This is a genomic window from Phycisphaerales bacterium (assembly GCA_035627955.1).
Lineage (GTDB): Bacteria > Planctomycetota > Phycisphaerae > Phycisphaerales > UBA1924 > JAEYTB01.
On the sequence record DASPKU010000008.1, the window covers coordinates 109,845 to 133,025 of the forward strand.

Sequence of the window (23,181 nt, forward strand, 5' to 3'; positions counted from 1 at the left end):
AAGGCAAACCCCCGCCGGCGCATTCAAGCGGCGGCGGGGGGAGAGAGAGGGAGAGAGTTCATTCGCCCTTGCCGGCCTCCATCGCGTGCTTGATGGCCGCGACCTGGTCGTGGGCGTTCTTCACAAGTCGGTAATGGCGGGAGAGGATGACCTCGACGTCGGGGGGCAGCGCGTTCTCATTGAGGGCGTTCTGGTAGGCCTCGACGGCCGCGTCCTCGCCGCGCTCGCACTCGTCGATCACGGCCTTCTCGCCGCTGGTGAGTGCGGCCTTGAGGTTGATCCAGCCTCGGTGCATGGCGCCGGTGAGGTCGCCCTTCTTGGCGGCGTCGTCGGCGTCGCCGCCGCGGCGCTTGATCTCGTTGCGGAGTTCGTTGGCGCAGCGCTCGCGTTCATCGCTGAACTGGCGGAACATGCCGGCGTGCTGCGGAGGGACCTTGTCTGCGGCGAGGTCGAAGCCCTTGACGCCGTCCATGCAGATTTGGAGCAGGTCGTGGAGCATGGGGACCCACTTGGTGTCGGCCTCGCGGGTCGCGCCGCCGCGCTCGATGCGGGTCCATGCGTCCTTGGCGGCGTGGCGGGCCTGCTCCCAGGAGAGTTTGGAGAGGCCGCGGTAGGTGTCCCAGCGGGACTCGAGGTCGGGCTCGAGCTCTTCGAACTTGCGGCCCATTCCGGCGTGGGTGGTGTAGGCCTCCCAGCCGTAGCGGTAGGCGGGGGCGTACTCGTCGTAGGTGGCGCCGGGCTCGACGTAGGGGCGGTGCTGGTAGTTCTCGCGCCAGAAGTCGAGCTCGAGGGTGGAACTGACGGGGGGCTTCTGCTCGGAGTGCTGCGTCCGAGCCGGCTGGTTGCCGGAGGGGATCTCGGTGTCCTTCTCGCGCCCGAACCGGCCGCCTTCCTGGCGCGTGTCGCGGTCCTGGCTCTGGCCCTGGTTTGCCTGCTCCATCAGTCACCTCCTGACGGGAGAAGCGTCGCGGGACGGGGTGAGCCGGCAGTGAGGGGCGCGGGCGCGGTCTCTTCATCTGGGCGGGGCGATTCCTTTAGAATGCCCCATGCGTGTGGCCCTCCTGACCGCTCCGGGCGCGAACAACCCCTGCAACCACCTGCACCGTGCCGCGGCGACGCTCGATGGGGAGGGGGTGATCTCGCACACGCTGGCGCTGAAGGATTGGGGGCAGGTGCTCGACGTTGCGGCCGAGTCTCGGCCCGATGTGATCGCGCTGGCGGGTGCTGCGGAACCGGCGTGCCTGCGTGCGCTGATCGGAGCTGGAACCCACCTGATGCTCGAGCCGCCGGCGCTCGCGCCCGAGGAGGCCGAGGACCTCGCACGGACGGCCCGGCAGAGCGGGAGCATCATCGCGTTGGCGTGGGCTGATACGGCGTACCCGATGTCGCGGGCGGCGCTGTGGATGCTGCGCGAGCGCCGGCTGGGGCAGGTGCACGCGGTGTTCGTGGAGCACACGCGGGCGCGGCCGGCGCCGGGCGGGGCGGCGGCCAGCGGGCATGTCATCACGTCGCTCGCGCCGGCGGCCGAGTGCTTCTTGTCCACAGTGACAGGGTTGAAGGTGCGGGCGGTGTGTGCAGAGGCGGTGCTCAACCCGGTGACGCGCGGGCACGATGACGCACAGATCCTGCTGCGCCTCGAGGGGCACAGCCGCGGGGTGATGACGCTGTCCCGCACGGGTGCGCGGGCGCGGCTCGCGGTGCGGGTGCAGGGTGAGCAGGGCACCTTGGAGTGGTCCACCAGCGCGCCCGGGCTGGTGCGCGTGACGCCCGTCGGCAGGCCGACAGAGGTGATCACGGCCGCGCACGCGGAGGCGGGGCCGCTCGCGGCGGAGGCGGTGCGGAGCGCGGGGGGGAACGAGGGCGGGGTGGAGGCGCTGGCCAACCTGTACCGCGGGATGTTCGAGGCGGTGCGGGCGAAGCGCGAGGGGCGGGCGCGGAAGGGTCTGGGGCGGGAGTTCCCCACGACTGTGGACCTGACGCGGGCCTGCCGGTTCACGGCGGCGGCGCTGGACAGCGCCCGTGCGGGCGGGGTGTGGGCGGAGCTGTGACGGTTGGAGCTCCGGGTGCTCACTGGGTGGCGGTCAGCACGGCCCCCCGCCCAGGACGCGGAAGAACGACTCGATGTCCTGGTCGGTGCCGATGTCGCCGTCGGCATTGAAGTCGGCGCCGCCCGCGAAGCAGGTGTCGCAGCAGTTGCCGCCCAGGCAGGCGAAGAAGGCCTCGATGTCCTGGTCGGTGCCGACGTCGCCGTCGCCGTTGAAGTCGGAGGTGCCGCAGGCGGGCGGCGTGCCCACGGTGAAGCGCACCCAGGCGACGTCGAACGCGCCGGGGGCCGAGAGCGCAAGGTCGTGCGTGCCGGCAGAGTGGGTCAGGCGCAGGGAGACGTCGGTGGGCGCGATGTTGGAGAAGGCCACTACGACATCGGGGAAGTCCATCGCGCCGGCGATGCGGTTGCTGTCGTCGTCGGGGCAGGGCTGGTTGTTGGCGAGGCTGCGCCGGGAGACGGCGATGTGGTAGACGCCGGGGCTGAAGGTGCGGGTGAGGGTGTTGTTGCCGCCGTTCGAAAAGCCTGGGACGGGGCGGAGCTGGTCGTCGTAGATGGCAAGGTCGAGGTCGGTGGTGCTGGTGGGGGCGCGCTCAATGGTGACCGGGCCGGGCGTGAACGCGCCGGCGAGCTCGGTTGGTTGCGTCACGTCGCGGGCGAGCGTCCAGCCGTAAGGCTGCGTGGTGCTGGAGGTGCCGGTCACGCGGAAGTAGAGCTGCTCTTCGCGGCCGAAGCCGTACCACTGGACCATGCGTGGCGGGGTGGTGTTGCTGGCGGCGTTCTGCTGGGTGGAGTCGCTGCCGGCGTTGGGCTGGCAGTTGGTCATGGTGAGGCCGCGGATGGTGGTGGGGAAGTTCGCGGTGGAGGTGCTGACGAGGCGGTAGCGGTAGATGGCGAGGGGCATGGGTGCGGTGCGGACGAGGAAGTAGTCGGCGGTGCCGTTGCCGGTGGCGGTGGTGCTGCTGCCGGTGGAGGAACCCGAGATGGTGTCGCCGGGGGCGATGCCCAGGATGGGCGTGGCGGCGGCCTTGATGTTGTTGGGCTCGGATTCGGGGAAGGTGGTCTGGGCGCTGGCGGCGCCGCAGAGGGAGAGGATGACGGCCGCCGAGAGCACACGCACGCAGTTCATGAACGACTCCTCGATGTGGTGACGCAGGACGTCGAGTGGGGGTCTGCGCGAGGGCCGCGCAGCGTGCCGGCATATTCCCTGGAAGATTCGGTCCGGTTCCACCCGGGCGGAAGGTAGACTGCGGCTATGACCAACGCCGCCCCGTCCGCGTCCGCTGTGCCCAACCTGATCGCGAACAAACCGCACGCGGGGGCGTCCGCGGCCACGCGCCCGGTGGTCAACCCGGCCACGGGCGAGACGCTGGCGCAGGTGGCGATGGATGACACGCGGGCGGCGGAGGCGGCGGTGCAGGCCGCGGCGGAGGCGTTCCCGGGGTGGAGCGCGACGCCGGTGGGGGACCGGTGCCAGTTCCTGTTCCGCTACAAGCAGGCCCTGGAGACGCACTTCGAGGAGCTGGCGGCGCTGATCGTCAAGGAGCACGGCAAGACGCTGGCCGAAGGGCGGGGCGACGTGCGCCGCGGGATCGACTGCGTGGAGTTCGCGTGCGGGGCGCCGAGCCTGATGATGGGGCGGACGCTGCCGCAGATCGCGGTGAGCAGCTCGTTCTGCCGCACCGAGGACAAGTCCGGCGTAGGGATCGACTCGTCGGTGGACCGCGTGCCGCTGGGGGTGTGCGTGGGGATCACGCCGTTCAACTTCCCGGTGATGGTGCCGCTGTGGATGTGGCCGATGGCGGTCGCGTGCGGCAACACGTTCGTGCTCAAGCCCAGCGAGAAGGTGCCGCTGTCGGCGGTGCGCGAGGTGGAACTCGCCCATCAGTGCGGGCTGCCGCCGGGTGTACTCAACCTGGTCACCGGCGGGCCCAAGGTCGTTGACCACCTGATCACGCACGAGGACGTGAAGGCCGTGTCGTTCGTGGGCTCGACGAGGGTGGCGCAGCACATCTACACCACCGCGACGGCGCACGGCAAGCGGGCCCAGTGCATGGGCGGGGCCAAGAACTACATGGTGATCATGCCCGACGCCAACCAGGACGCCGCGATCGAGGGGATCGTGGGCTCGGCGTTCGGCAACAGCGGGCAGCGGTGCCTGGCGGGCAGCGTGTGCGTGGCGGTGGGGGACACGCCGGGCTGGCTGATCCCGAAGCTGAAGGAGGCCGTGGGGCGGATCAAGGTGGCGCGGGGGGATGAGCCCGGGTGCGGGATGGGGCCGGTGATCGACGAGGCTTCGCGCCAGCGGATCGTGGGGTTCATCGAGAGCGGGGTGCGCGAGGGGGCGGAGCTGGTGTGCGGGGGGATGTCGGATGTCGGAGGTCGGATGTCGGCCAAGGCATTCTCCGCCTCCGACATCGCACATCCGACATCCGACATCCCCCGGGGCTGCTTCGTGCCGCCCACCATCTTCGACCACGTGCGCCCGGGCATGAGCATCCTCGAGGAGGAGATCTTCGGGCCAGTGCTGAGCATCGTGCGCGAGGAGACGCTGGACGCGGCGATCGCCACGATGAACCGCTCGCGCTACGGCAACATGGGCGTGATCTTCACCAGCAGCGGCTACCACGCCCGCCGCTTCAAGACGCACGCGCAGGTGGGGATGGTGGGCATCAACGTGGGCGTGCCGGCGCCCATGGCCGTGTTCCCGTTCGCGGGGTGGAAGCAGAGTTTCTTCGGCGACCTGCACGCCAACGGGGAGGACGCGGTGAAGTTCTATACGGAGAGCAAGGTGGTGGTCGCGCGGTGGATGTGATGTGGAACGACCGTGCTCGGACGGTCGTGGAGAGCCGCGTGCCAACCCTGTGCTCTGACCGTCGTGCCCTCCTGTTATCGCGACATTTGGGGGCAGGGCCCGCTAATAACGCCGCTGGCGCTCCGACACGCGGGTTGTTGCCGCCGACACGAGGGAAAATGGCCCCGACGAGCCCCGCGTTGGGGCCACAACGGAACTTTTCAGATGGGATGTGCTCCGCGTCGGGGCTGACTTGTTTCGCGTTGGCCGGAAAAGTTCCGCGCTGGGGGCGACGGGCTCCGCGTTGGGCGGAGATCCTTCACATTGGCTCGGTTCTGCCCCATGTCTGGGGATCAACGGCTGTTGGTTGCCCTCCGCGACCTGACCCGCGCGATCACCTGCGCAAGGGGGGCCGCTCGCAAAAAACCAGAGGTCCAGCGCATCCTTCTTTCCATCCTCTAATAGGTTGACAGGTCAGAACTTACCGCCGCGAATGCGAGAGGGTGTCGGCGGTCACTCGCAAAAATGTTTCCCCGACTGCATCAACGGTCCAGATGAGCACGGTATAAGAACGGCCTGAGCGGCTGAGCCCCGCCCCCTACTGCGCTTCCTGCACCTCCAACCTGCTCGGCGATGCACCCGTGTGCGCGCCATCCGCATGTACCTGCTTTCGGAGGCCAGGAGCGTGACGAGCCATTTGAGTTTTCTCAGCGCGATCGTTGCGTTGACAGCGGTCGCGGCCGCGGGGGATGGTCCGACCCGGGTCACCGACTTCGCTGCATTGCATCAGTACCAGGAGCACGCGCGGATCAAAGCGCTCACCGCCGCTGGCGACCACGCCGCCGCCGTCGTGCTGAAGACCGTCGACCATCGGGCCACCCGGACCGTGCTGTGGACGACCGGCGACCGCGGCGAGACGTGGGAGATGCACAACTACTCGGACACCAAGCGCACCGCCGACTACCACCCCGCGCGGATCGAGTCGTGCCTGGGGATCAGCAGCGCGGGCGTGCTGTCCATGAGCATTGAACTCTCACCGGTGCCTGGGCAGGCACGGCAGTTCAGCTACATGCGGCGGTTCTTCGACTCGATGTGGTTCGGCACCCCAGCCCTGGTCGGGCCCGTGCACACCGAGGGCGAGCCCATGCCCGCCGAGCTCTCGGCTACCCGCCGCTGGCGCTTCCTCAGCCGGCCCGGCATCACCAAGACCGGCACGCCCTACTGGCTGGGCGGCGAGGCCGACCAGCAGCGCGGGGCGGCGGTCAACCGCGGCGTATTCATGGGGATGACGCCTTCCCGCATCCTCTCCGGCGGCGACACCGTGGAGCCCGACGCCGCCGTGATCGGTACCGCCGCGTCCATCGAGGCGTTCTCCATCTCACCGCTGGGTTCGCAGATCGTCGCGGTGGTGGCGGTGGACCGCGGGTACGCGGGCGCGGGCGAATGGCGTGTGATCAACCGCAACCTTTCGGCCCCTGAGAACACGCCCGACGTCAACCACACGCTCATCAGCCAGAGCGGCACCTGGAACGGCTACCCGGTGCGCCGCTTTTACTTGCCCGCCGCGGGCGAGGTGCCCGGGTGCAATCACCCGCAGCGCTGGGCCGTGGCCGCGGATGTGATCGATTCCGAGGACCAGGACTCGCTGGTCATCGTCAACAACGAGCTCGCATTCCGCGAAGGGACGGCGGTGGGGGGGCTGGTGCTGTCCGGCCCTCCGATGGTGCTCAAGCTCAACCTCACCAACGACCTGCTGATGGTCTGGGGCGCCCGCGAGCCCGGCGCGAGTGTTACGACCCTCGCGGCCTTCCTCAACGGGGCTCCCATCCTTAGGGTCAACGACACCGTCGACACCGACGGCGACGGCACGCCGGAGGCCGACCAGGTCGTCACCTACATCGCGCCCGTGGCAGCCATCAGCGAGATGGCGAGCGCTGACGGCAGGCTCTCCGTCTACATCTCCGTTCATATCAACGGCGCGCCCGCCATCGTCCGCCTCCGCGCCCCCGGCACGCCGCCGGGCGGCACCTCCGACTTCAACGGCGACGGCGACTTCGGCACCGACCAGGACATCGAGGCGTTCTTCGCCTGCATCGGCGGCACCTGTTGCCCCACCTGTGGGTCGGCCGACTTCAACGCCGACGGCGATGTTGCAACCGACGGCGACATCGAGGCGTTCTTCCGTGTGCTGGGCGGCGGCAGCTGCTGATATTGCGATCGACTCAGGACCACCCACCAATGATCAAGCATTCCATTCTCGCCGCGATGGCCGCGGCCTGGGCCCTGCCGCTCGCCGCCTCGGCGTTGCTGCTGCCAAACAACTGCCCCGAGCCCTTTGACCTCAACCTCGACGGCGTTTCCGATGCGTTCCAAGTCGGTGCGGACGCGACGACCGCGGAGATCCTGTCCGGCGCCCAGGGCGCCGCGCTGCTGCACGCTCTCAGCACCGGGGACGCCTCCCGTGAGTTCACCGGCGCGGCCGCGGCGTTCTCGGTGCAGACGCCGGGCGTGCCCACGGTGGCCGCGGGCCTCCAGGTCAACGCCACGTTCCCGCTCGGGGCCGCCGTCGCCATGGACCCGGTCACCGGCGCGATCGACTGGATGATCCCCGGTACGCAGGGCTGCACCGTTGGCGGCGCCATCGAGGCCATCGCCGACCAGGACGGCGACGGCGTGTGCGACCTGCTGACCGCGGCCGACGAGCAGGCCGCGCAGTCCGCCATGCTGATCTCGGGCGGGCGTGGGACTGTGCTCGCCGTGCGCGAGGGCACGCTGACGGCGCTCGCCGCCTACTCCACGGCCGGGGGCCGCCTTTACGCGCCCGAGGACCTCGACGACTCCGGCCTGGTGGACTCCGCCGATATCGACCTGTTCTTTTCTTACCTCTCCGGCAACAACCCCCAGGCGGACATCAACGGCGACGGCGCCGCCGACGGCACCGACTTCGTCGCCATGGTGAACGCCTACCAGCAGGGCCTCACCACCGTGATGTCCCTGGGCAACCCGCCCGGCATCGCCGGCGGGGGCAACGAGCCGGAGCCCAACCTGCCCATGCCGCTGCCGGAGGGCTGCGACTGCCCCGACGGCGCGCCCCCCGCGGGCTGCACGCTCCAGATGACTCTCGAGTGCGGGCTTGGCGTTCTGGTGCGGCCCGGGTCCGTCGCGATGATCCGGCCCACGTTCAAGGACGCGGCGGGCGCGGTGATCGACTGGACGCAGCTGCCCCAGGGCGAGTGGTGCTACGAGAAGCTGAGCGGTCCCGAGGGCTCGATCGTCAGCGGCGGCATCATCACCTCGCCGGTTGAGGGCGGTGTCTCCGCGCGAGTGCGGTTCGCGTACCGGCTGCCGAACGGCGACCTCTGCTGCCTGACGGCCGAGTGCGGCGTTACGTTCGGCTATGACTGCCTTCCGCCATGCATCGACCTCGCCCCCTGCGACCTGACCCGCGCCGTCAACAGCGCGGGCGAGCTGTGGGTCAGCGCGTGCACCAACGGCGACAACGGCCCTTGGGACCCCGCCGGGTGGACCTACGAATGGACCGTCACCGCCGAGGGCGGCGGGCAGTCGCTTTCCGTCCCGATGATCTGGTGGGAAGGGCCCTACGCGTTCTTCGAAACGGCCAACGAAACCACCACCACCGCCGAAAACGTGCCCAGCAGCAACCGTGTGCGCGTGCATGTGCGCGTCATGACAGAGTGCGGCCCCGTCGAGGCGGAGTGCCTCTTCGACGTGCTTGGCGACCAGGACGGCGACGGCCTGAACGACACCCTCGAGATCGTGGGCGGCTGCCCCGACCCCACCAACCCCGACTCCGACGGCGACGGCTTCCCCGACGGCTCCGAGAAGCCCATCGAGCGCTGCGACCCCGCCAAGTTCCCCGACATCATCACCGATTCCGACAACGACGGCCTCCCCGACTACTACGAGGGTCAGCCGGTCGCCTACGACCCCTTAGGCGCCCAGCACCCGCGCCGGCCCGACGGCTCCCCCTTCCCGCCGCCGCGCCCGCAGGCGCCGCGGGGAACGAACCGGTATGACTTCGACTCGGACGACGATGGAGTGTCTGATCGTGCGGAACACTCGCTTGGGTTCGATCCCCTCGATCCGACGAGCAATACCGCGGAGCCCGGGACGATGGATGGGTGGACTGTCCATGCGGCATCGCGTCATGTCCACGGAATATTCGATGAGTACCTTGATGGGAGGGGATATTCGAGCGCCTTTGTGGACCATGATAGAGACGGTCTGCCAGATGCGTGGGAGCTTGTAGTTGGGTTGGACCCCGAGCTCCCAGAGCAAGGGCCAGGCGCCCCAGGCAATCAAGTCGACAGTGATGGCGATGGCTTATGTGACAGCGTGGAGGCTCGGCTCGGAACGAACGCCTCGAGCCCGGACACCGACGGCGACGGTTTGTTGGATGGAGATGAGATTGCAGTTGGGCTCGATCCACGCGATTACGACTCGGATGATGACGGAGTGTTCGACGGGGCCGAGGACTACGACAACGACGGCATCTTCAATGGCGCGGAGCGAGGGCATGGAACAGATCCAGCCCGATACAGCTCGAGCTCGGGAGGGGTGTGCGACACGTCTATGGGCCCCGTTTATTACCGGGAACCAGCGTGCCCGGAGTATGCCCTTCCCCCCCTTTCTTGTCAGCCGACCGAGGACTGCCTGATCGAAGTTCGGGCGTGGGGTTCTCCAGGCTCGTGGCTCACCTTCGATAATCAGCCGATGCCGGTCGCGACCTGTGGAGTCAGTACCCTCGTTCCTTTCAGCCCCGGTATTCACTCCATCAGCGGAGTGCTCATCGCTGACCGATCGCAGGTAGATTGTGAATTGGCGTGGTGGCACGCGCGTGAGCAGGGTTGGCTCAACGCACCTGCCGGCAGGTGGTTCTGTTCTAGACACATCCCGGATGGTGGCTTCGCGCTCGACCGCGACCACAATCAAGGGCGATTGAGCGACTGGTGGTGTATCGATTACCCGGAATGCAGATTCGTCGCACGCAGGTGGACCGACTTCCACCGCACACTCGGCAACGCGACTGCTCGAACATTCCAAGTGGTGGTAGACCAGGACAACGATGATGGGCACGGATTCCCAACTGGTGATCCGTCAGATTTCGTGAAAGTAGATGCCCTGCCGAGCGATCAATCTGGAAAGTTAATCTGGGTCGCGAGCGGAGACTCCGACGTCGACGGCATCCCCGATTACGCGGATGGATTTGGAGTGTTCGATCAAGCAGCGTACCAGTCATTCCCGGCTCCCGCGCAGACGCAAGCCATAAGGGAACGGCTCGCTCGCACCGACAGGGACGACACGCGGGCGCAGCTCGTTCCGCTCACGATCTGCCTGCCCGATGACCTTCAACCAACCGACGAGATCGAGGTTAGCTACCTCCTTTCTGACCCAGACCTCCTTCACAAGACTGAAGGGGAACTATTCACACTCCCAGTCACCGGCCGCATGCGGTTGTGGGCAGCGCCTTGGAGCAATCGCGGCTCCGCGCCGGTACCTGCGGGGATTCGAGACCCCAACAATACTTCGGTGCGCGGAACCGGATCAACATGCGCGTACGAAGGCACGATCATGCTCGGACGGAGCCTTGTGAGGCCAGGGACATACTCAATGGCTGATCTCCTGGCCAACCCCGGCGATCAGATAACCTGGTACGTCGAAGCCGTGAAGCCGAGCACTGCTCTGCAAGACCTGCAAGTCGCGATCTCGCTTAGGCGGCAGGGCCAGACGCTCGCGACGCGGGTCGCCAGCTTTACGGCTGTCGACCAAGTGTTCCTCCCCATCAACCCGGACGGCACATTAGGTAACGCGACCAAGGCTCCAGCGGCTTCCAAGCCGGTCCCGGTGGTCACAATCACCGCAACGCAGATCACGAACATTCGGCCTCACGAGACGGACTTCACCAAGATTGTTGCTGACGTGGTGGTCGAAGGAACGGTGCTCGACCAAGGTTGCGACATCGTTCCTGGCGCTCGCGGCACGATTCCCATATTGGGAGCATTCGTCAACGGGGATCCGTTAGCCGGCATCGATGTTCAGGTCTCGAAGGGTATTGGCCCACAGCCAAACGACCCCGCCCGGTTGCGCCACCCCTACCGGTTCTCAGGCATGTTCGCGCGGACCCTCACGGCAGTTGAGGTGACGCCCGGCGACAACGAAGTGCTCTTGACGGCCCCCGGGCCATTTGGAAGCACCGGAACCGCAAGTGTCCGTTTCACGATCACCCCCTCGTTCCAGGGTGCGTCAACCGGAGTGATCGATTGGCGTGCGTTCTCGTTCGCCACCTCGCCAGTTCAGACGAGCGCGCCAGGTGCCGGTGGTACGTTCAACCCGGTACTCACCGCGATTGTCGGGCCGCCGGAACTGGCACGTCGCCCTGGGGCCGGCGGGAGCGCCGTGCCCGGCCTCTTCGATGAGGTGGAGATCGGGGCCCAGCGCTTTGCGTTGTTCACGCTCGATGGGCACATGGTCCTCAAGCGTCTTGATGAGGACTTTGCAAGTGCGAGCTTTATCTCACTGACCGCGCGCTCTGAAGACCTTTACGTTCGGATCGGCGACCTCGTGTTCGAGAGCCGCGACGGGCTCGACCAGTACGCCCTCGGGATCGCGAGGGGGCTCGCAGATGCGGGTATGGAATGGGCCAACGGCTGGGGTGAGATAGGGGGCGCGGTCAGAGAGGGCGTAAATACCGTCCGCCGCGATTACTCTGTGCGTCAAATGGTTTTTCGATTCCGGGCGAACGGAAACGTTCTGACGGAAAAGCACGCCGCAGCCGTGCAGGCGACGTGCGACGCCGTCGAGGAGTTCATCACCGCCGCGGCCGACCTACTCAAGAAGACCGGCCAAGAGTATTCGCAGTATGTTGCCGCGCTCATTAGAGGCGATCACGCGGCTCTCGAGAAGCTGAGTGCCGAAGCGAGGGAGACCATTCAGGTCGTGGCCGCTGTGTATGACGAGATCAGGACCCATCTTGCCATGCTCGACGATTACGAGAAGGGCAAGATCGTTGGGCGCGTCATTGGTGAAGTGTTGATCGCCGTGGCGGAGGCGCTTGTGCCCGGTGCTCTCCTCAACAAGGGTCGCGTCCTCCAGAAACTCGCGGCGCGGCTTGACCTGCCGTCTGCATTGGATGCTGCTGAAAACGCGGCCGCAGCTTCGAGGCGCGTCGGAGGCCTTATCAGTAAGGAGATGCAGGCCAAGCACCCAGGGCTGGTCGCCAACATCAAGGGTGGCTGCGGCAAGGTGGTCCGGAACGCACAAGGAATCATCACGAGCGCCTGCTGCTTCGCGGCCGGAACGGTGGTCCATACCACGCAGGGCGCGGTCCCGATCGAGTGCATCGAGCCGGGGGACGTGGTCCTTTCGCGTGCCGAGGGCGACAACGAATGCTGCTGGCAGGTGGTCACCCGCACGATCCGGACCAGCCCGCGAGTCTTCATCCACATTGAGTACGCGGTCAATGACGGAGAGAGCCAGACGATCTCGGCCACCCCGGAGCACCCGTTCTTCGACCTGCTCCGGCAGAGGTTTGTGCTAGCCGACGAACTCGCCGCGGGCGATCTGCTGGCGCTCTCGCGGCCGGGCTACGCGAGGGTGATCTCGGCCCGGCGTGAGGCCGTTACCAGCCACGCGGTGTTCGCGCACAACCTTGAGGTGGCGGAGTCGCACACCTACTTCGTTGGTGCGGATAAGCTCTGGGTCCACAACGAGAGCCCGAAGACATGCGACGGGCTCCGGAACGTGTTCGACTTCATCCGCAAGTCGTTCCCGAATAACCCGATGGAGGCATTTCGGCAGACTCTCCAGTCCATCGACGATGTACCGCCGGCCTTGGCGCGAGGGTTGATCGAGGACACGCGGGATGAGATAAGACGCCTTGGTGAACTCGGTAGTCTTTCGGATGGTTGGCAGCAATTTTACAGAGATCATGATGGAACGCCACAGTGGAAGGACGTGTTCGGAATATTCCGGTACAAGAAGCTTGAGCCGACCAAGTCTCTCAGAAGGCCTCAACCGGGCTTAGATCCGGCACAGTTCATCGGCAGAGCCGATTTTGTGGAAGAGTGGGTGGAGAACGGGGTACTCCAGAAGAGGTATTGGGATTTGAAGGGGCCCTATATCCAAGACGCGATAAACAACGCCTGGCACCACAACGAGGGAGGCGTGTTCGCAAGCCTGCTCGAGCACATCAACGATGAACGGAATGCCGGCGGTGCCGAACGGTTGCTTATTGATGCCACAGCACTGGATGACCAACAGGTTCAGCAGATCATCGACGTAATTAACGGAACGCCGTGGGGAAACACTGACTGGTACAGGATTATGAGGTAAGGCATGTCAGAAGTGATCTACTTCGATGAGGGACGAAAATGGAGTGGACCGAGCGGCCTGATTGAGCGGCTTGCCAGGTACTACTTGAAGCACGCACCGCTGGACGCCCGACTGCGCGAAAGGCTCACCGATCACGAACGAGAAGTGAGAAGTTCCGTCGGCTCGTGGCTGTTCAATCGGTTGCCCACGGACGAGCTCCTTGTACTTTCGAGCCTCGTTGCGCGGTTTGGCGAGGATATTCAATCAGGGGTCGAGCGCTATGATGACCCGGTGATTGCCGCTTTGCGTGTTCGGGACCTCGGCGAACTCAAGGCGGTCATCGACGAAGTAATCGCGCTTAGGCCGAAGGGTCCGGCGGCATAGTTGCACCGTACGGCTGTAGTCGCTCCGCGTGGGGGTTGCGGCAGTGGCGGTCATTCGATGAACCCCGTCCACACCCACCAGTCGACTACATCGGGTGGCGGATCGCACTCGAGCCAACCTAGTGCGGCATCGACGTGGCACATTCGACCCGCGTCACTACGCGGGCCGCTCGCTCCGCACCGACCGTCATAAACCCACCCTCTCCCCATTTTCTGTGCACTCCGGTTCACCCGCGCGAAGTTCCCGCCGATAGCACCCTCACGCCGAACGCGGCCCCTGGCCTCTCCCGTATGGAGCTGCCACGCCGGACATGGGAGGCGCTAAGTTGTGAGGGTCCGACATGTCCGACGACGAAGACCGAACCGTGATTCCGCGTAAGGACCAGGAGGCGATCGAGTTCTTCGAGGCGCACTGGCCCATCTGGCAGACCGAGGCTGCCGCCATTGGTCTGGATGCCGATACCGTGCTCCAGATCAAGAACGCCACCAGCGCCGCGCGGGCGTCGCTGAGCACGCAGACGAGCGCCAAGAGCGCGGCCAAGGCCGCGACCACGGGGCTGCGCAACACCATGCGCGAGCTGCGCGGCAAGGGCGGCGACGGCATCCGCACCATCAAGGCGTTCGCGGCCACGACCAACAACCCGTCGGTGTTTGAAAGGGCACAAATCCCTGAACCGGCCGAACCGGCGCCGACGCCCCCTCCGACGCAGCCCACGGGGTTCAAGGTGGAGCTGACGCCCGAGGGCGGGATCCGGCTGTCGTGGAAGAGCACCGGCAGCAGCGGGGGGTTCTACTCCATCAGCCGCAAGCTGAGCGGCGAGAGCGCCTTCACGCTGATCGGCAACAGCGGCAAGAAGTTCTACGTGGACTCCACCATCCCCGCGGGGGTGTCGGGGGCGACCTACATCGTGCAGGGCTGGCGCGGGCAGACCGCGGGCACGCCCAGCAACCAGCTCACGATCCAGTTCGGCGTGGGCGGCGGCGGGTTCGCGAGCGTGAAGCTCGCGGCCTGAGCGCGGGGCGCTTCCATCGTTTCACTCATCTCTCCGCAAGGGCCGGCGTGGCAGCGTCGGCCCCTGCTTGATTTCAGGGCGCGAGCGGACAGGGCAGGGGCCGCGAGCACGCCTCGGTGCTTGCTCCGTCTTTCGCGGGATCGATTGTCGCTTACCGCCGCCGGCGGGTGACCAGCAGGGCGGCGAGGCCGAGCAGGGCTGGGGCGCCCGGGGCGGGGATGACGGCGAAGCTGAGGCTGAGGCTCGGGGGGGCGCCCTGGTACTGGGTTGCGACGATCTCGGCGAGGGGGTCGTTGCCGGCGGTGCGGGTGAGGGTGAAGCTGAAGCTCCAGCGGTAGGTCTCGCCGCCGGTGAGCAGGCCCGACGCGGCGCCGAAGGCCGGGGACGCGGCGTCAAAGAGCGTGGCGGAGGAGTTGGGCGCGTAGGCGGGGCTGGTGCTGTAGGTGGCGAGGGTCGGGGGCATCACGCCCGAGAGCTGGGCGAGGGACATCTGGCCGGAGATGGAGGCCGCGGCGAGGGCGCCGTTGAACGCGAGGGGGATGTTGCCGCCGATGGTGTACTGGCAGGTGACGATGGGGACAAAGTCCATCTGCCCGCTGACGGTGATGGTGCCCGGGCCGGAGGGATTGCCGTTGGCGTAGAAGCCGGCGAAGTAGACGTTGGAGCTCTGGAGCGAGTTCCACGTGGGGCCGGGGGTGGGGTCGAAGGAGATGGTGGTCTGGCCGAAGGCGCCGGCGTTGTTGAATCCAGCGCCGAAGGCCGAGTTGCCCACGAGGCCGCCGCTCCAGCCGGCGGAGACGTTGAGGTTGTGGTTGGGGTAGGGGAGGGCGTTGACCTGGGCGCGGGCGTGACCGGCGGTGGTCACGAGGGCGGCAAGGACGCACGGGACCAGCAGCGCGCAGCGGGAACGGTGGGCGGTCATGAAGCTCTCTCCTCTCGCGGGCCTTCGCCCACGTCCATCGGTTTTACCATGGAGAGGTGGGTTCTTGCAGCGAATTGTCCGCGAGAGGCACAATTCGAGCAGATGGTCAGCAGGGGCCGCCGCCGAGGACTCGGAAGAAGGACTCGATGTCCTGGTCGGTGCCGGTGTCGCCATCCATGTTGAAGTCGGCGCCGCCCGAGAAGCAAGTGTCGCAGCAGTTGCCGCCGAGGCAGGCGAAGAAGGCCTCGATGTCCTGGTCGGTGCCGATGTCGCCGTCGCCATTGAAGTCGGAGGTGCCGCAGACCTGCGTGATGACGATGGTGGCGCCGGTGGCGTCGTAGATCACCTCGGCGCCGAGGCCGGGCGCGCCTGTGGCCGTGACGGTGGGGAAGGTGCCGGTGCGCGAGGAGGCGTTGAGGATTCGGAAGGTGGAGCCGACGGCGGGCGTGAAGCCGTCGATGAAGCGGACGTTGAGGGTGCCGTGAAGAGAGGTGGAGAAGGTGACGTTGACTCGGTCCCACTCGCCGGGGGCGTGGCCGCGGAGGTCGACGTCCATGGCGGCGTTGAAAGATTGGACGTAGGTGTGCGGGATGGTGAGGGTGGCGGTGGGGGCGTCGGGCGAGCCGGGGGAGAGGGTGCCGGCAAGGTTGAACACGTGGGCGTTAACCAGGCCGTTGCCGGCGAGGGTGCCGCCTTCGACGCGGAAGGTGCCGGAGAGGGCGCGGAGCTCGCCGTTGACGAGGGTGAGGCCGCCGGTCTGGGTGATTCCGCTGGAGGCGCGGTTGATGAGGCGGCCGGAGTCGACGCGGAGGGTGCCGGCATTGGTGAAGTTGCCGGCATTGATGGCGATGTTGCCGCCGGTGGCGGCGAGGGTGCCGCCCACGTCGTTGGTGAAGCCGATGGCGCCGCCGGGCGGGTCGATGGTCATGCCGGCGCTGGCGCTGGCGAGGATGGTGCCGCGGTTGATGATGCCCAGGGAGTTCTGGCCGAGCTGGCAGGACCCGCGGAGGGTGACGCCCTCCAGTGTGAGGACCTCGTTGACGGCGTTGGCATCGATGACGTTGTTCTGGAGGTTGGAGCAGGAGATGGTGCCGGTGCCGCTGATGGTGACGTTGCCGGAGGTGCGGAAGTAGGTGCCGTGGGCGGAGGCGTTGAGCTGCATGTCGCCATGGTTGGTGATGGCGCCCTGGAGGTAGGTGAGGTTGCCGTTGGGCACGGCGACGGCGCCCTCGACGAGGACGCTGTTGAGGACGGAGTTGCTCTGTGACGAGAACGTGCCCCCGCTGGAGCGGAGGGTGCCGCCCGAGATGGAGGCGGCGTTGAAGGTCATCGTGCTGAGGGACTCGAGGAGGCCGTCGGCGTTGTCGACAGGGCCGCTAACGATGGAGAGCGGCGAGCCAGCGCCGGCGCGGATGGTGCCGTTGTTGTCAACGGGGTGCGTCGCGGGGGGGTCGATGGTGAGGCCGGAGCTGCCGATCGCTTCGACGAGGCCGTTATTGACGAGGTGGACGGAGTTCTGGCAGAGCTGGAGGCTGCCGCGGATGGACTGGTTGTTGATGAGCTTGTGGCCGACGGCGGTGGCGTCGATGACGTTGTTCTGGACGTTGGAGCACATGATCTCGCCGGAGCCCGAGAGGGTGACCTCCGGGGTGCTGAGGCGGAAGTAGGTGCCATGAGCGGAGCCGTTGAGCTGCATGGACCCGTTGTTGGTGATGGCGGTGCTGAGGTAGGTGAGGTTGCCGTTGGGGACGGAGAGCGTGCCGTCGAGGGTGATGCTCTGGAGCGTTGAGTTCGCGCCCGAGGAGAAGACGCCTCCGACGCTGCGGAGCACACCGCCCAGGATGGTGGACCCGCTGATGGTGATGGTCGAGCTGCTCTCGATCTCGCCGTCGGAGTTGTCGAAGCCGCCGTTGAGGAGGGTGAGCGGGGAAGCGGGGGCGGCCCGTAGGTGGCCGTGGTTCACGAAGCCGCCGGAGGGCGGGTCGATGGTCATCCCGACGCTGCCCAGGGCCTCAACGAGGCCGTTGTTGACGACCAGGAGGCTGTTGCCCCCGAGCTGCATGGAGCCGCGGATGGTGGAGTTGTTGGTGAGGACGTGGTTGACGACGCTGGCGTCGATCACGTTGTTCTGGGTGTTGGAGGCGTTGATCTGGCCGGGGCCGTTGAGGGTGACATTGGAAGTGGTGCGCAGGTAGGTGCCGTGGCCGACCCCTGAGAGGGTCATGGTGCCGGCGTTGGTGATGGTTCCTTGGACGTGTGTCGTATTGCCGTTGGGGAGGTTGAACCAGGAACCCGCGCTGACGGAGACGTCGACCAGCGTGGTGCTGTTCACGCCGTGAATGACGCCGTCGCCCGTGGTGTTGAACGTGCCGCCGAGGATGGTGGAGGCGTTGATGTTGCAGACGGCGCCGGGCTCGACGTTGATGGAGCCTGGGTTGGTGAACGCGCCGTTGAGCAGCAGGAGCGACGAGCCGCCGCGGGCCCAGAGTGCGCCGTTGTTAACGAAGCCGTTGGCGGGCGGGTCGATGGTCATGCCCGCGCTGCCCTCGGCGGAGACGAGCGTGTTGTTGACGACCACGAGGCTGTTGCCGCCGAGCTGCATGCTGCCGGCGATGCCGCCGGTGAGGTTGTTGGTGAGGACGAGGTTGGCGGCGTTGGCGTCGATGACGTTGTTCTGGGTGTTGCTGGACCGGATGCCGCCGGCGCCCGAGAGGGTGAGGTTGTTGAGGGTGCGGATGTAGGTGCCATGGGCTGTCGCGGCGAGGCGGAGGACGCCGTCGGGGCCGATGGCGGTGTCGTTGCTCAGGAAGATGAGGTGGCCATTGGGGATCTCGAGAGCGCCGTTGAAGGCGCAGGCGTGGAACTGGCTGTTGTTAAGGCCGCGTGCGACGCCGGTGGCGCCGGGCTCGGAGCGGAACTGGCCGCCGGTGACGACGGCGCCGCTGACATCGATGCGGGAGCCGGGGAGGGAGCTGACGGTGATGGTGCCGCCGGTGTTATCGAAGTTGCCGTTGAGGAGCGTGAGGACACCGCCGTCGGCGCGCATGTCGCCGGTGTTGGTGTTGCCGCCGCTGGGGGCGTCGAGGGTGAGGGAGACTGGGTGGGTGGCGGCGATGACGCCGTTGTTGCGGATGCGGAGACTGTTGGCGCCGAGGCTGCCGGCGCCCTCGATGCGGCCCTCGTTGTAGAGCATGGCGTTGGCGGTGGTGGAGTCGACGGTGGCGGTGCCGGAGGAGGAGAGCACCATGATGGAGGGGTCGGGCTCGAGAATGCTGCCGAAGATGGCCCAGCTGTCGGCGGGGCCGTAGAGGCGGATGTAGGTGCCGTGGGCGGTGCCGTTGATCTCGTAGCGGCCGCCGCCGAAGAGGCCGGTGTTGCCCAGGCCGTCGGTCATGGTCTGGATCCCCAGGAGCTGGCCGTTGTTGATGGCGATGGTGGCCTGGGGATGGTCCATGCCGATCTTGTCGACGAGGACGTGAGCATCGAGGGTTACGCGGATGTGGCCGATGAGCATCGGCACTTCGCCGGCGACGTTGGGGACGTTGAAGCCCTGCCAGTTGAGGCCGTTGTTCCAGTTGCCGGTGGCGGGCCCAACCCAATCGATGAACTGTTGCTGGGCGTTCGCGGCGGCGGCGAGGCCGGCGGCGGTGGCGATGGCGGCGCGGCGGGTGCGGGACATGATCACTTCGGGCCCCCTCTCTCTTTTGTTGTTGCGGGATGGGACCCGCGCGTGGCACAGACTAACAGGCCGCCGTGCGGGGACAACCCGTGCAGGGGGGCGTGCAGTGAGGTAGGGGGAGTTCTCGGGCGTTCTGAAGGAATGTGGGCGATCAGCAGGGGCCGCCGCCCAGGACGCGGAAGAAGGACTCGATGTCCTGGTCGGTGCCGGCGTCGCCATCCATGTTGAAGTCGCTGCCGCCCTGGAAGCAGGTGTCGCAGCAGTGGCCGCCGAGGCAGGCGAAGAAGGCCTCGATGTCCTGGTCGGTGCCGATGTCGGAGTCCCCGTTGAAGTCGGCGGTGCCGCAGGGCTGGACGATGACCAGGGTGGCGCCCACGGCGTCGTAGGTGACGGCGGCGGCGCGGGAAGGGGCGCCCTCGGTGGTGACGGCGGTGAACTCGCCGGTGCGGGAGGTGGCGTTGAGGATGCGGAAGGTGGCGCCGATCGGCGGTACGAAGGAGTTCTCGAAGCGGACGTGGAGGGCGCCGCCGAGGGCGGCGGGGCCGTTGATGGTGAGGCGGTCGAACTGGGTGCTGCCGCTGCCGCGGAGCTGGAAGTCGAGGCGGCCGGCGGGGAGCTGGGTGTAGGGGCCGTTGATGGTGAGGTGGCCGGCGGGGCTGGTGGGGTGGCCGGGGTCGATGGAGCCGCTGCTGTTGACGACGTGGGTGTTGAGGTTGCCGGTGCCCGTGAGGGTGCCGCCGCTCAGGTTGAAGGGGCCGGCGGACTGGAGCGTGCCGAGGATGAGGGTGAGGCCGGCGGTCTGGTTGAAGTCGCCGGCAAGTCGGGTGAGCACGCGCGTGGTCTCGACGCGGATGGTGCCGGCGTTGGTGAAGGGGCCGTCGGTGATGGTGAGGTTGGCGGAATGGGCGGAGAGCGTGCCGCCGGTGTCGTTGATGAAGCCGCCGGTGGCGGGCGGGTCGATGAGGAGGCCGGCGCTCAGCGATGAGCGGATGATGCCGCGGTTGGTGATGGCGAGGGTGTCGCGGCCGATCTGGCCGGCGCCCTGGATCGTGGCGCCCTCAAGGGTGAGCGAATCGCCGGGGCTGGTCGCCTCGATCCAGTTGCCGGGGCTGTTGCTGAGGTTCACCGCGCCCGAGCCGGCGAGCGTGGCTGCCCCGAGGGCGCGGAGGATCGAGGGTGTCTGGGTGAAGCCGTTGACGTTCAGGCTCGCGTTGTTGTTAACGGTGCCCTGCAGGGTCAGAACCGCGCCAGGGGTAACGGTGAATGTTCCCTCGGTCATGAGGTTGGCGATGGTGGCGGCGGACGTGGTGGAGATGGCGCCGGTGCCGGTGGTGCGGAGGACGCCGCCGGTGATAGCGGCTCCGTTGTCGAGGGAGATGTTCCCGGCGGACTCGATGAGGCCGCCGGTGTTGTCGATCGGGCCGTCATTGATGGACAGGAAGCTATTAAGCACAGAGCGGATTGTGGCGCGGTTCTGGAAGGGGAACGCTGCGGGCGGGTCGATGTGAAGCCCGGGGCCGCTCACGGAGGCTTCGATGAGGCCGTGGTTGACGACCTGGAGGGTGTCGCGGCCGAGGTGGAGGCTGCCGCGGATGGTGGAGTGGTTGATGAGTCGCTGTCCGGGCACCGCGGCATCGATGTAGTTGCGGTTCGTGGCGGGGGCGGTGATAAGGCCGGTCCCGGAGAGCGTCACCTCGGGCGCGGCGATGCGGAGCGTTGTGTCGAAGTTGGCGCTGATTCCGTCGTTGATGGTGATGGTGTCGTTGTTGATAATCGGTCCGGTGAGGAGCAGCACCTCCGCATAGATCACCGAGAGTGGGGCCTCGAGAGTGACATTGGCCAGCGAGCTGAGGGCGTACGCGGTGACGGAGCCGCCGCTGGCGGCTTCGCGGATGAGGCCGCCTGAGATGGACGCGCCGGAGAGGCGGGTGTAGCCCTCGATGATGCCGTCGGTGTTGTCCACGGCGCCGTTCTGGATCCTGACGGAGCGGAGGATGCCGTTGTTGTCAAAGGGCTGGGCGGCGGGCGGGTCGATGAGGAGGTCGGTGAAGCCGCCGTCTTCGATGACGCCGTTGTTGATGACGTGGAGCGAGTCGTTGCCGACGCGGATGGGGCCGCGGATGGTGGTGTTGTTGGTGAGGGCGGCGCCGGGGGCCGCGGCATCGAGGATGTTGTTGCTGCTGTTGGAGCCCCGGAGCATGCCGGGGCCGTTGAGGGTGGCGTTGCCGACGGCGCGGAGGACGGTGGGCTGGTTGGTAGCGTTGAGGCTGAGGGTGCCGCCGTTGGTGATGACGCCCTGGAGGTGCGCGGTCTGGGCGTTGTTGACTGAAATCGTCGTACCCTCGGAGACGGTGAGGTCGCGCAGCGTGCCGAAGCCGCCGGCGGTGAAGACGCCGCCGGGCGCGGCCGTAATGGCGCCCCCGACGATTGTGCCGTTGAGGTTGCAGGTACCGCTGGCTTCGGCGGTGATGGCGGTGTTGTTGAGGTAGGTGCCGCCCTGGAGGGTGAGGGTCGCGCCGGTGCGGGCGACAAGCGTGCCGTTGTTGACGAAGGGGAGCACGGCCGGCGGGTCGATGATCATGGTGCCGCCCTGCGCGGCGATGGTGGTGTTGTTGATGACCGCGAGGGTGTTGTTGCCCAGGTTGCAGCCGCCGACGATGCCGCCGGCGAGGTCGTTGGTGAGCGTGACGCCCAGGGGTGCGGTCGAGTCGATGATGTTTGTGATGGAGGGGTTGACGGGGTTGAGCGAGCCCTGGCCGTGGAGGCGGAGGTTGGTGGTGGCGCGGACCAGGCCGGTGGTGGCGGGGCGGAGCGAGCCCCCGGCGCCGATCTCGCAGTCGCCCGCGAGGAGGAGGGCCTGGGAGTTGGGGACGATGAGCGGGGCGAGTAGCGTGACGCCGCTCAGTGAGGAGTTGGCGGTGGCGCGGATCTGGCCGGTAGCGCCCGCATCCGCGCGGATGACGCCGCCGGCGACGGCGGAGTTCTGGATGTGCACGACCGACGTTGAGCCGGTCCCGAGGGTGATCGTGCCGCCGGCGTTGTTGTAGTTTCCGGTGGTGAGGGTGAGCGTGCCGCCGTCGGCGCGGAGATCGCCGGTGTTGCTCATGCCGCTGGCGGGCGGGTCGAGCTTGAGCTCGACGGTGGAGGACGTGGCGCGGATGACGCCGCTGTTGTGGATGGAGAGGGTGTTGACGCCGAGCTGGCCCGCGCCCTGGATGGTGCCCTCGTTCAACAGGATGACGCCCGCGGTGGACGCGTCAATGAAGTTGTTGAAGTTGGAGGAGAGGGTGATGAGGGATGTTTCGGTGGGGTCGGTGGTGCCGAAGGTGGCCCAGGTGCCGACGTCACCGAAGAGGCGGATGCGGGTGGGTGTGGAGGTGGCGCTGAGCATGTAGTGGCCGCGGCCGAAAAGGCCGGTGGCCCCTGAGTTGTCGGCGGTGGTGATGATGCCGAGCATGCGCCCGCTTGGGATGCTGACCGTGCACGCGGCGTCGGCCATCAGGATCTTGTCGACGGTGGCGTCAAGGTCAAGGTTGACGAGGACGCCGCCGGAGAGCACGGGGACGTGCGTGGGCGAGGTAGGGACCTGCATCGGGCTCCAGTTGCCGGGCGCACTCCACGCGCCGCCGGTGGGGCCGACGTAGTTGATGAGCGTCTGCTGTGCGGCGAGCGCGGCGGGGAATCCGGCGAGCGCGGCGATGGCGGTGGGGACAACAAGAGCCTTGGGCATCCTCAGGGTCCTTGGGTGTTTGAGGCACCGAGTGTAACGGGCAGGCTGGTCGTCCACAATGCGGTTGCGTGTGCGGAATGCCTGAGGCAGCGATTATCGGAAGGCGGCCACTCGCGCGAGAGCACCACCGGTCGGAGAGCCGACCGGTGGTGAGAAGGCAAAAAGAAAACGGCCCGGACGGGGGAGACCGCGCCCGGGCCGTACGAGTCGGGAGGTTACACACTCCCAGACAGCTTTGAGGGTGGGGGCAGCTGAGGGCTGCCGGCACTCACTGTTGAGTGCTCC

At 67.2% G+C, this 23,181-nt stretch carries 11 protein-coding genes; 6 read left to right on the forward strand and 5 right to left on the reverse strand.

Annotation, left to right across the window (positions count from 1 at the left end; genetic code table 11):
- Positions 1 to 58 precede the first annotated feature (58 nt).
- On the reverse strand, positions 59 to 940 hold the full coding sequence (locus VD997_08190) for a PA2169 family four-helix-bundle protein (GenBank protein HYE61963.1): 882 nt from the start codon (positions 938 to 940) through the stop codon (positions 59 to 61).
- 106 nt (positions 941 to 1,046) lie between these two features.
- Between VD997_08190 and VD997_08195 the strand changes: the two genes are divergently transcribed.
- Entirely contained in the window at positions 1,047 to 2,048 is a 1,002-nt protein-coding gene (locus VD997_08195; protein HYE61964.1) for a hypothetical protein, read from the forward strand.
- Between the two features lie 33 nt (positions 2,049 to 2,081).
- Here VD997_08195 and VD997_08200 read toward each other — a convergent pair whose 3' ends face one another.
- A complete protein-coding gene (locus tag VD997_08200; protein HYE61965.1) occupies positions 2,082 to 3,173 on the reverse strand; it encodes a hypothetical protein in 1,092 nt (363 codons plus the stop codon).
- A 126-nt stretch (positions 3,174 to 3,299) separates the two neighbouring features.
- Here VD997_08200 and VD997_08205 point away from each other — a divergent pair, with 126 nt between their 5' ends.
- The 5 genes from VD997_08205 to VD997_08225 all read left to right on the forward strand — a co-directional run bounded on the left by VD997_08205 (position 3,300) and on the right by VD997_08225 (position 14,565).
- Positions 3,300 to 4,859 (forward strand): CoA-acylating methylmalonate-semialdehyde dehydrogenase, encoded by a 1,560-nt coding sequence (locus tag VD997_08205; protein HYE61966.1) that lies wholly within the window; start codon positions 3,300 to 3,302, stop codon positions 4,857 to 4,859.
- 676 nt (positions 4,860 to 5,535) lie between these two features.
- On the forward strand, positions 5,536 to 7,047 hold the full coding sequence (locus VD997_08210; protein ID HYE61967.1) for a hypothetical protein: 1,512 nt from the start codon (positions 5,536 to 5,538) through the stop codon (positions 7,045 to 7,047).
- A 29-nt stretch (positions 7,048 to 7,076) separates the two neighbouring features.
- Positions 7,077 to 13,190 (forward strand): polymorphic toxin-type HINT domain-containing protein, encoded by a 6,114-nt coding sequence (locus VD997_08215; protein HYE61968.1) that lies wholly within the window; start codon positions 7,077 to 7,079, stop codon positions 13,188 to 13,190.
- Positions 13,191 to 13,193: 3 nt separating this feature from the next.
- Positions 13,194 to 13,553: a hypothetical protein gene (locus VD997_08220; protein HYE61969.1), complete on the forward strand. Its 360-nt coding sequence runs from the start codon at positions 13,194 to 13,196 to the stop codon at positions 13,551 to 13,553.
- Positions 13,554 to 13,893: 340 nt separating this feature from the next.
- The gene (locus VD997_08225) at positions 13,894 to 14,565 is read left to right on the forward strand and encodes a hypothetical protein (GenBank protein HYE61970.1); all 672 of its coding nucleotides are present in this window, start codon (positions 13,894 to 13,896) and stop codon (positions 14,563 to 14,565) included.
- Positions 14,566 to 14,716: 151 nt separating this feature from the next.
- Here VD997_08225 and VD997_08230 read toward each other — a convergent pair whose 3' ends face one another.
- From VD997_08230 to VD997_08240, 3 genes are all read right to left on the reverse strand, one after another.
- Positions 14,717 to 15,487, reverse strand: a complete 771-nt coding sequence (locus VD997_08230) for a hypothetical protein (protein ID HYE61971.1) — start codon at positions 15,485 to 15,487, stop codon at positions 14,717 to 14,719.
- A 106-nt stretch (positions 15,488 to 15,593) separates the two neighbouring features.
- A complete protein-coding gene (locus VD997_08235; protein ID HYE61972.1) occupies positions 15,594 to 19,166 on the reverse strand; it encodes a hypothetical protein in 3,573 nt (1,190 codons plus the stop codon).
- Positions 19,167 to 19,317: 151 nt separating this feature from the next.
- Positions 19,318 to 22,896 (reverse strand): hypothetical protein, encoded by a 3,579-nt coding sequence (locus VD997_08240; protein ID HYE61973.1) that lies wholly within the window; start codon positions 22,894 to 22,896, stop codon positions 19,318 to 19,320.
- Between the last annotated feature and the right edge of the window lie 285 nt (positions 22,897 to 23,181).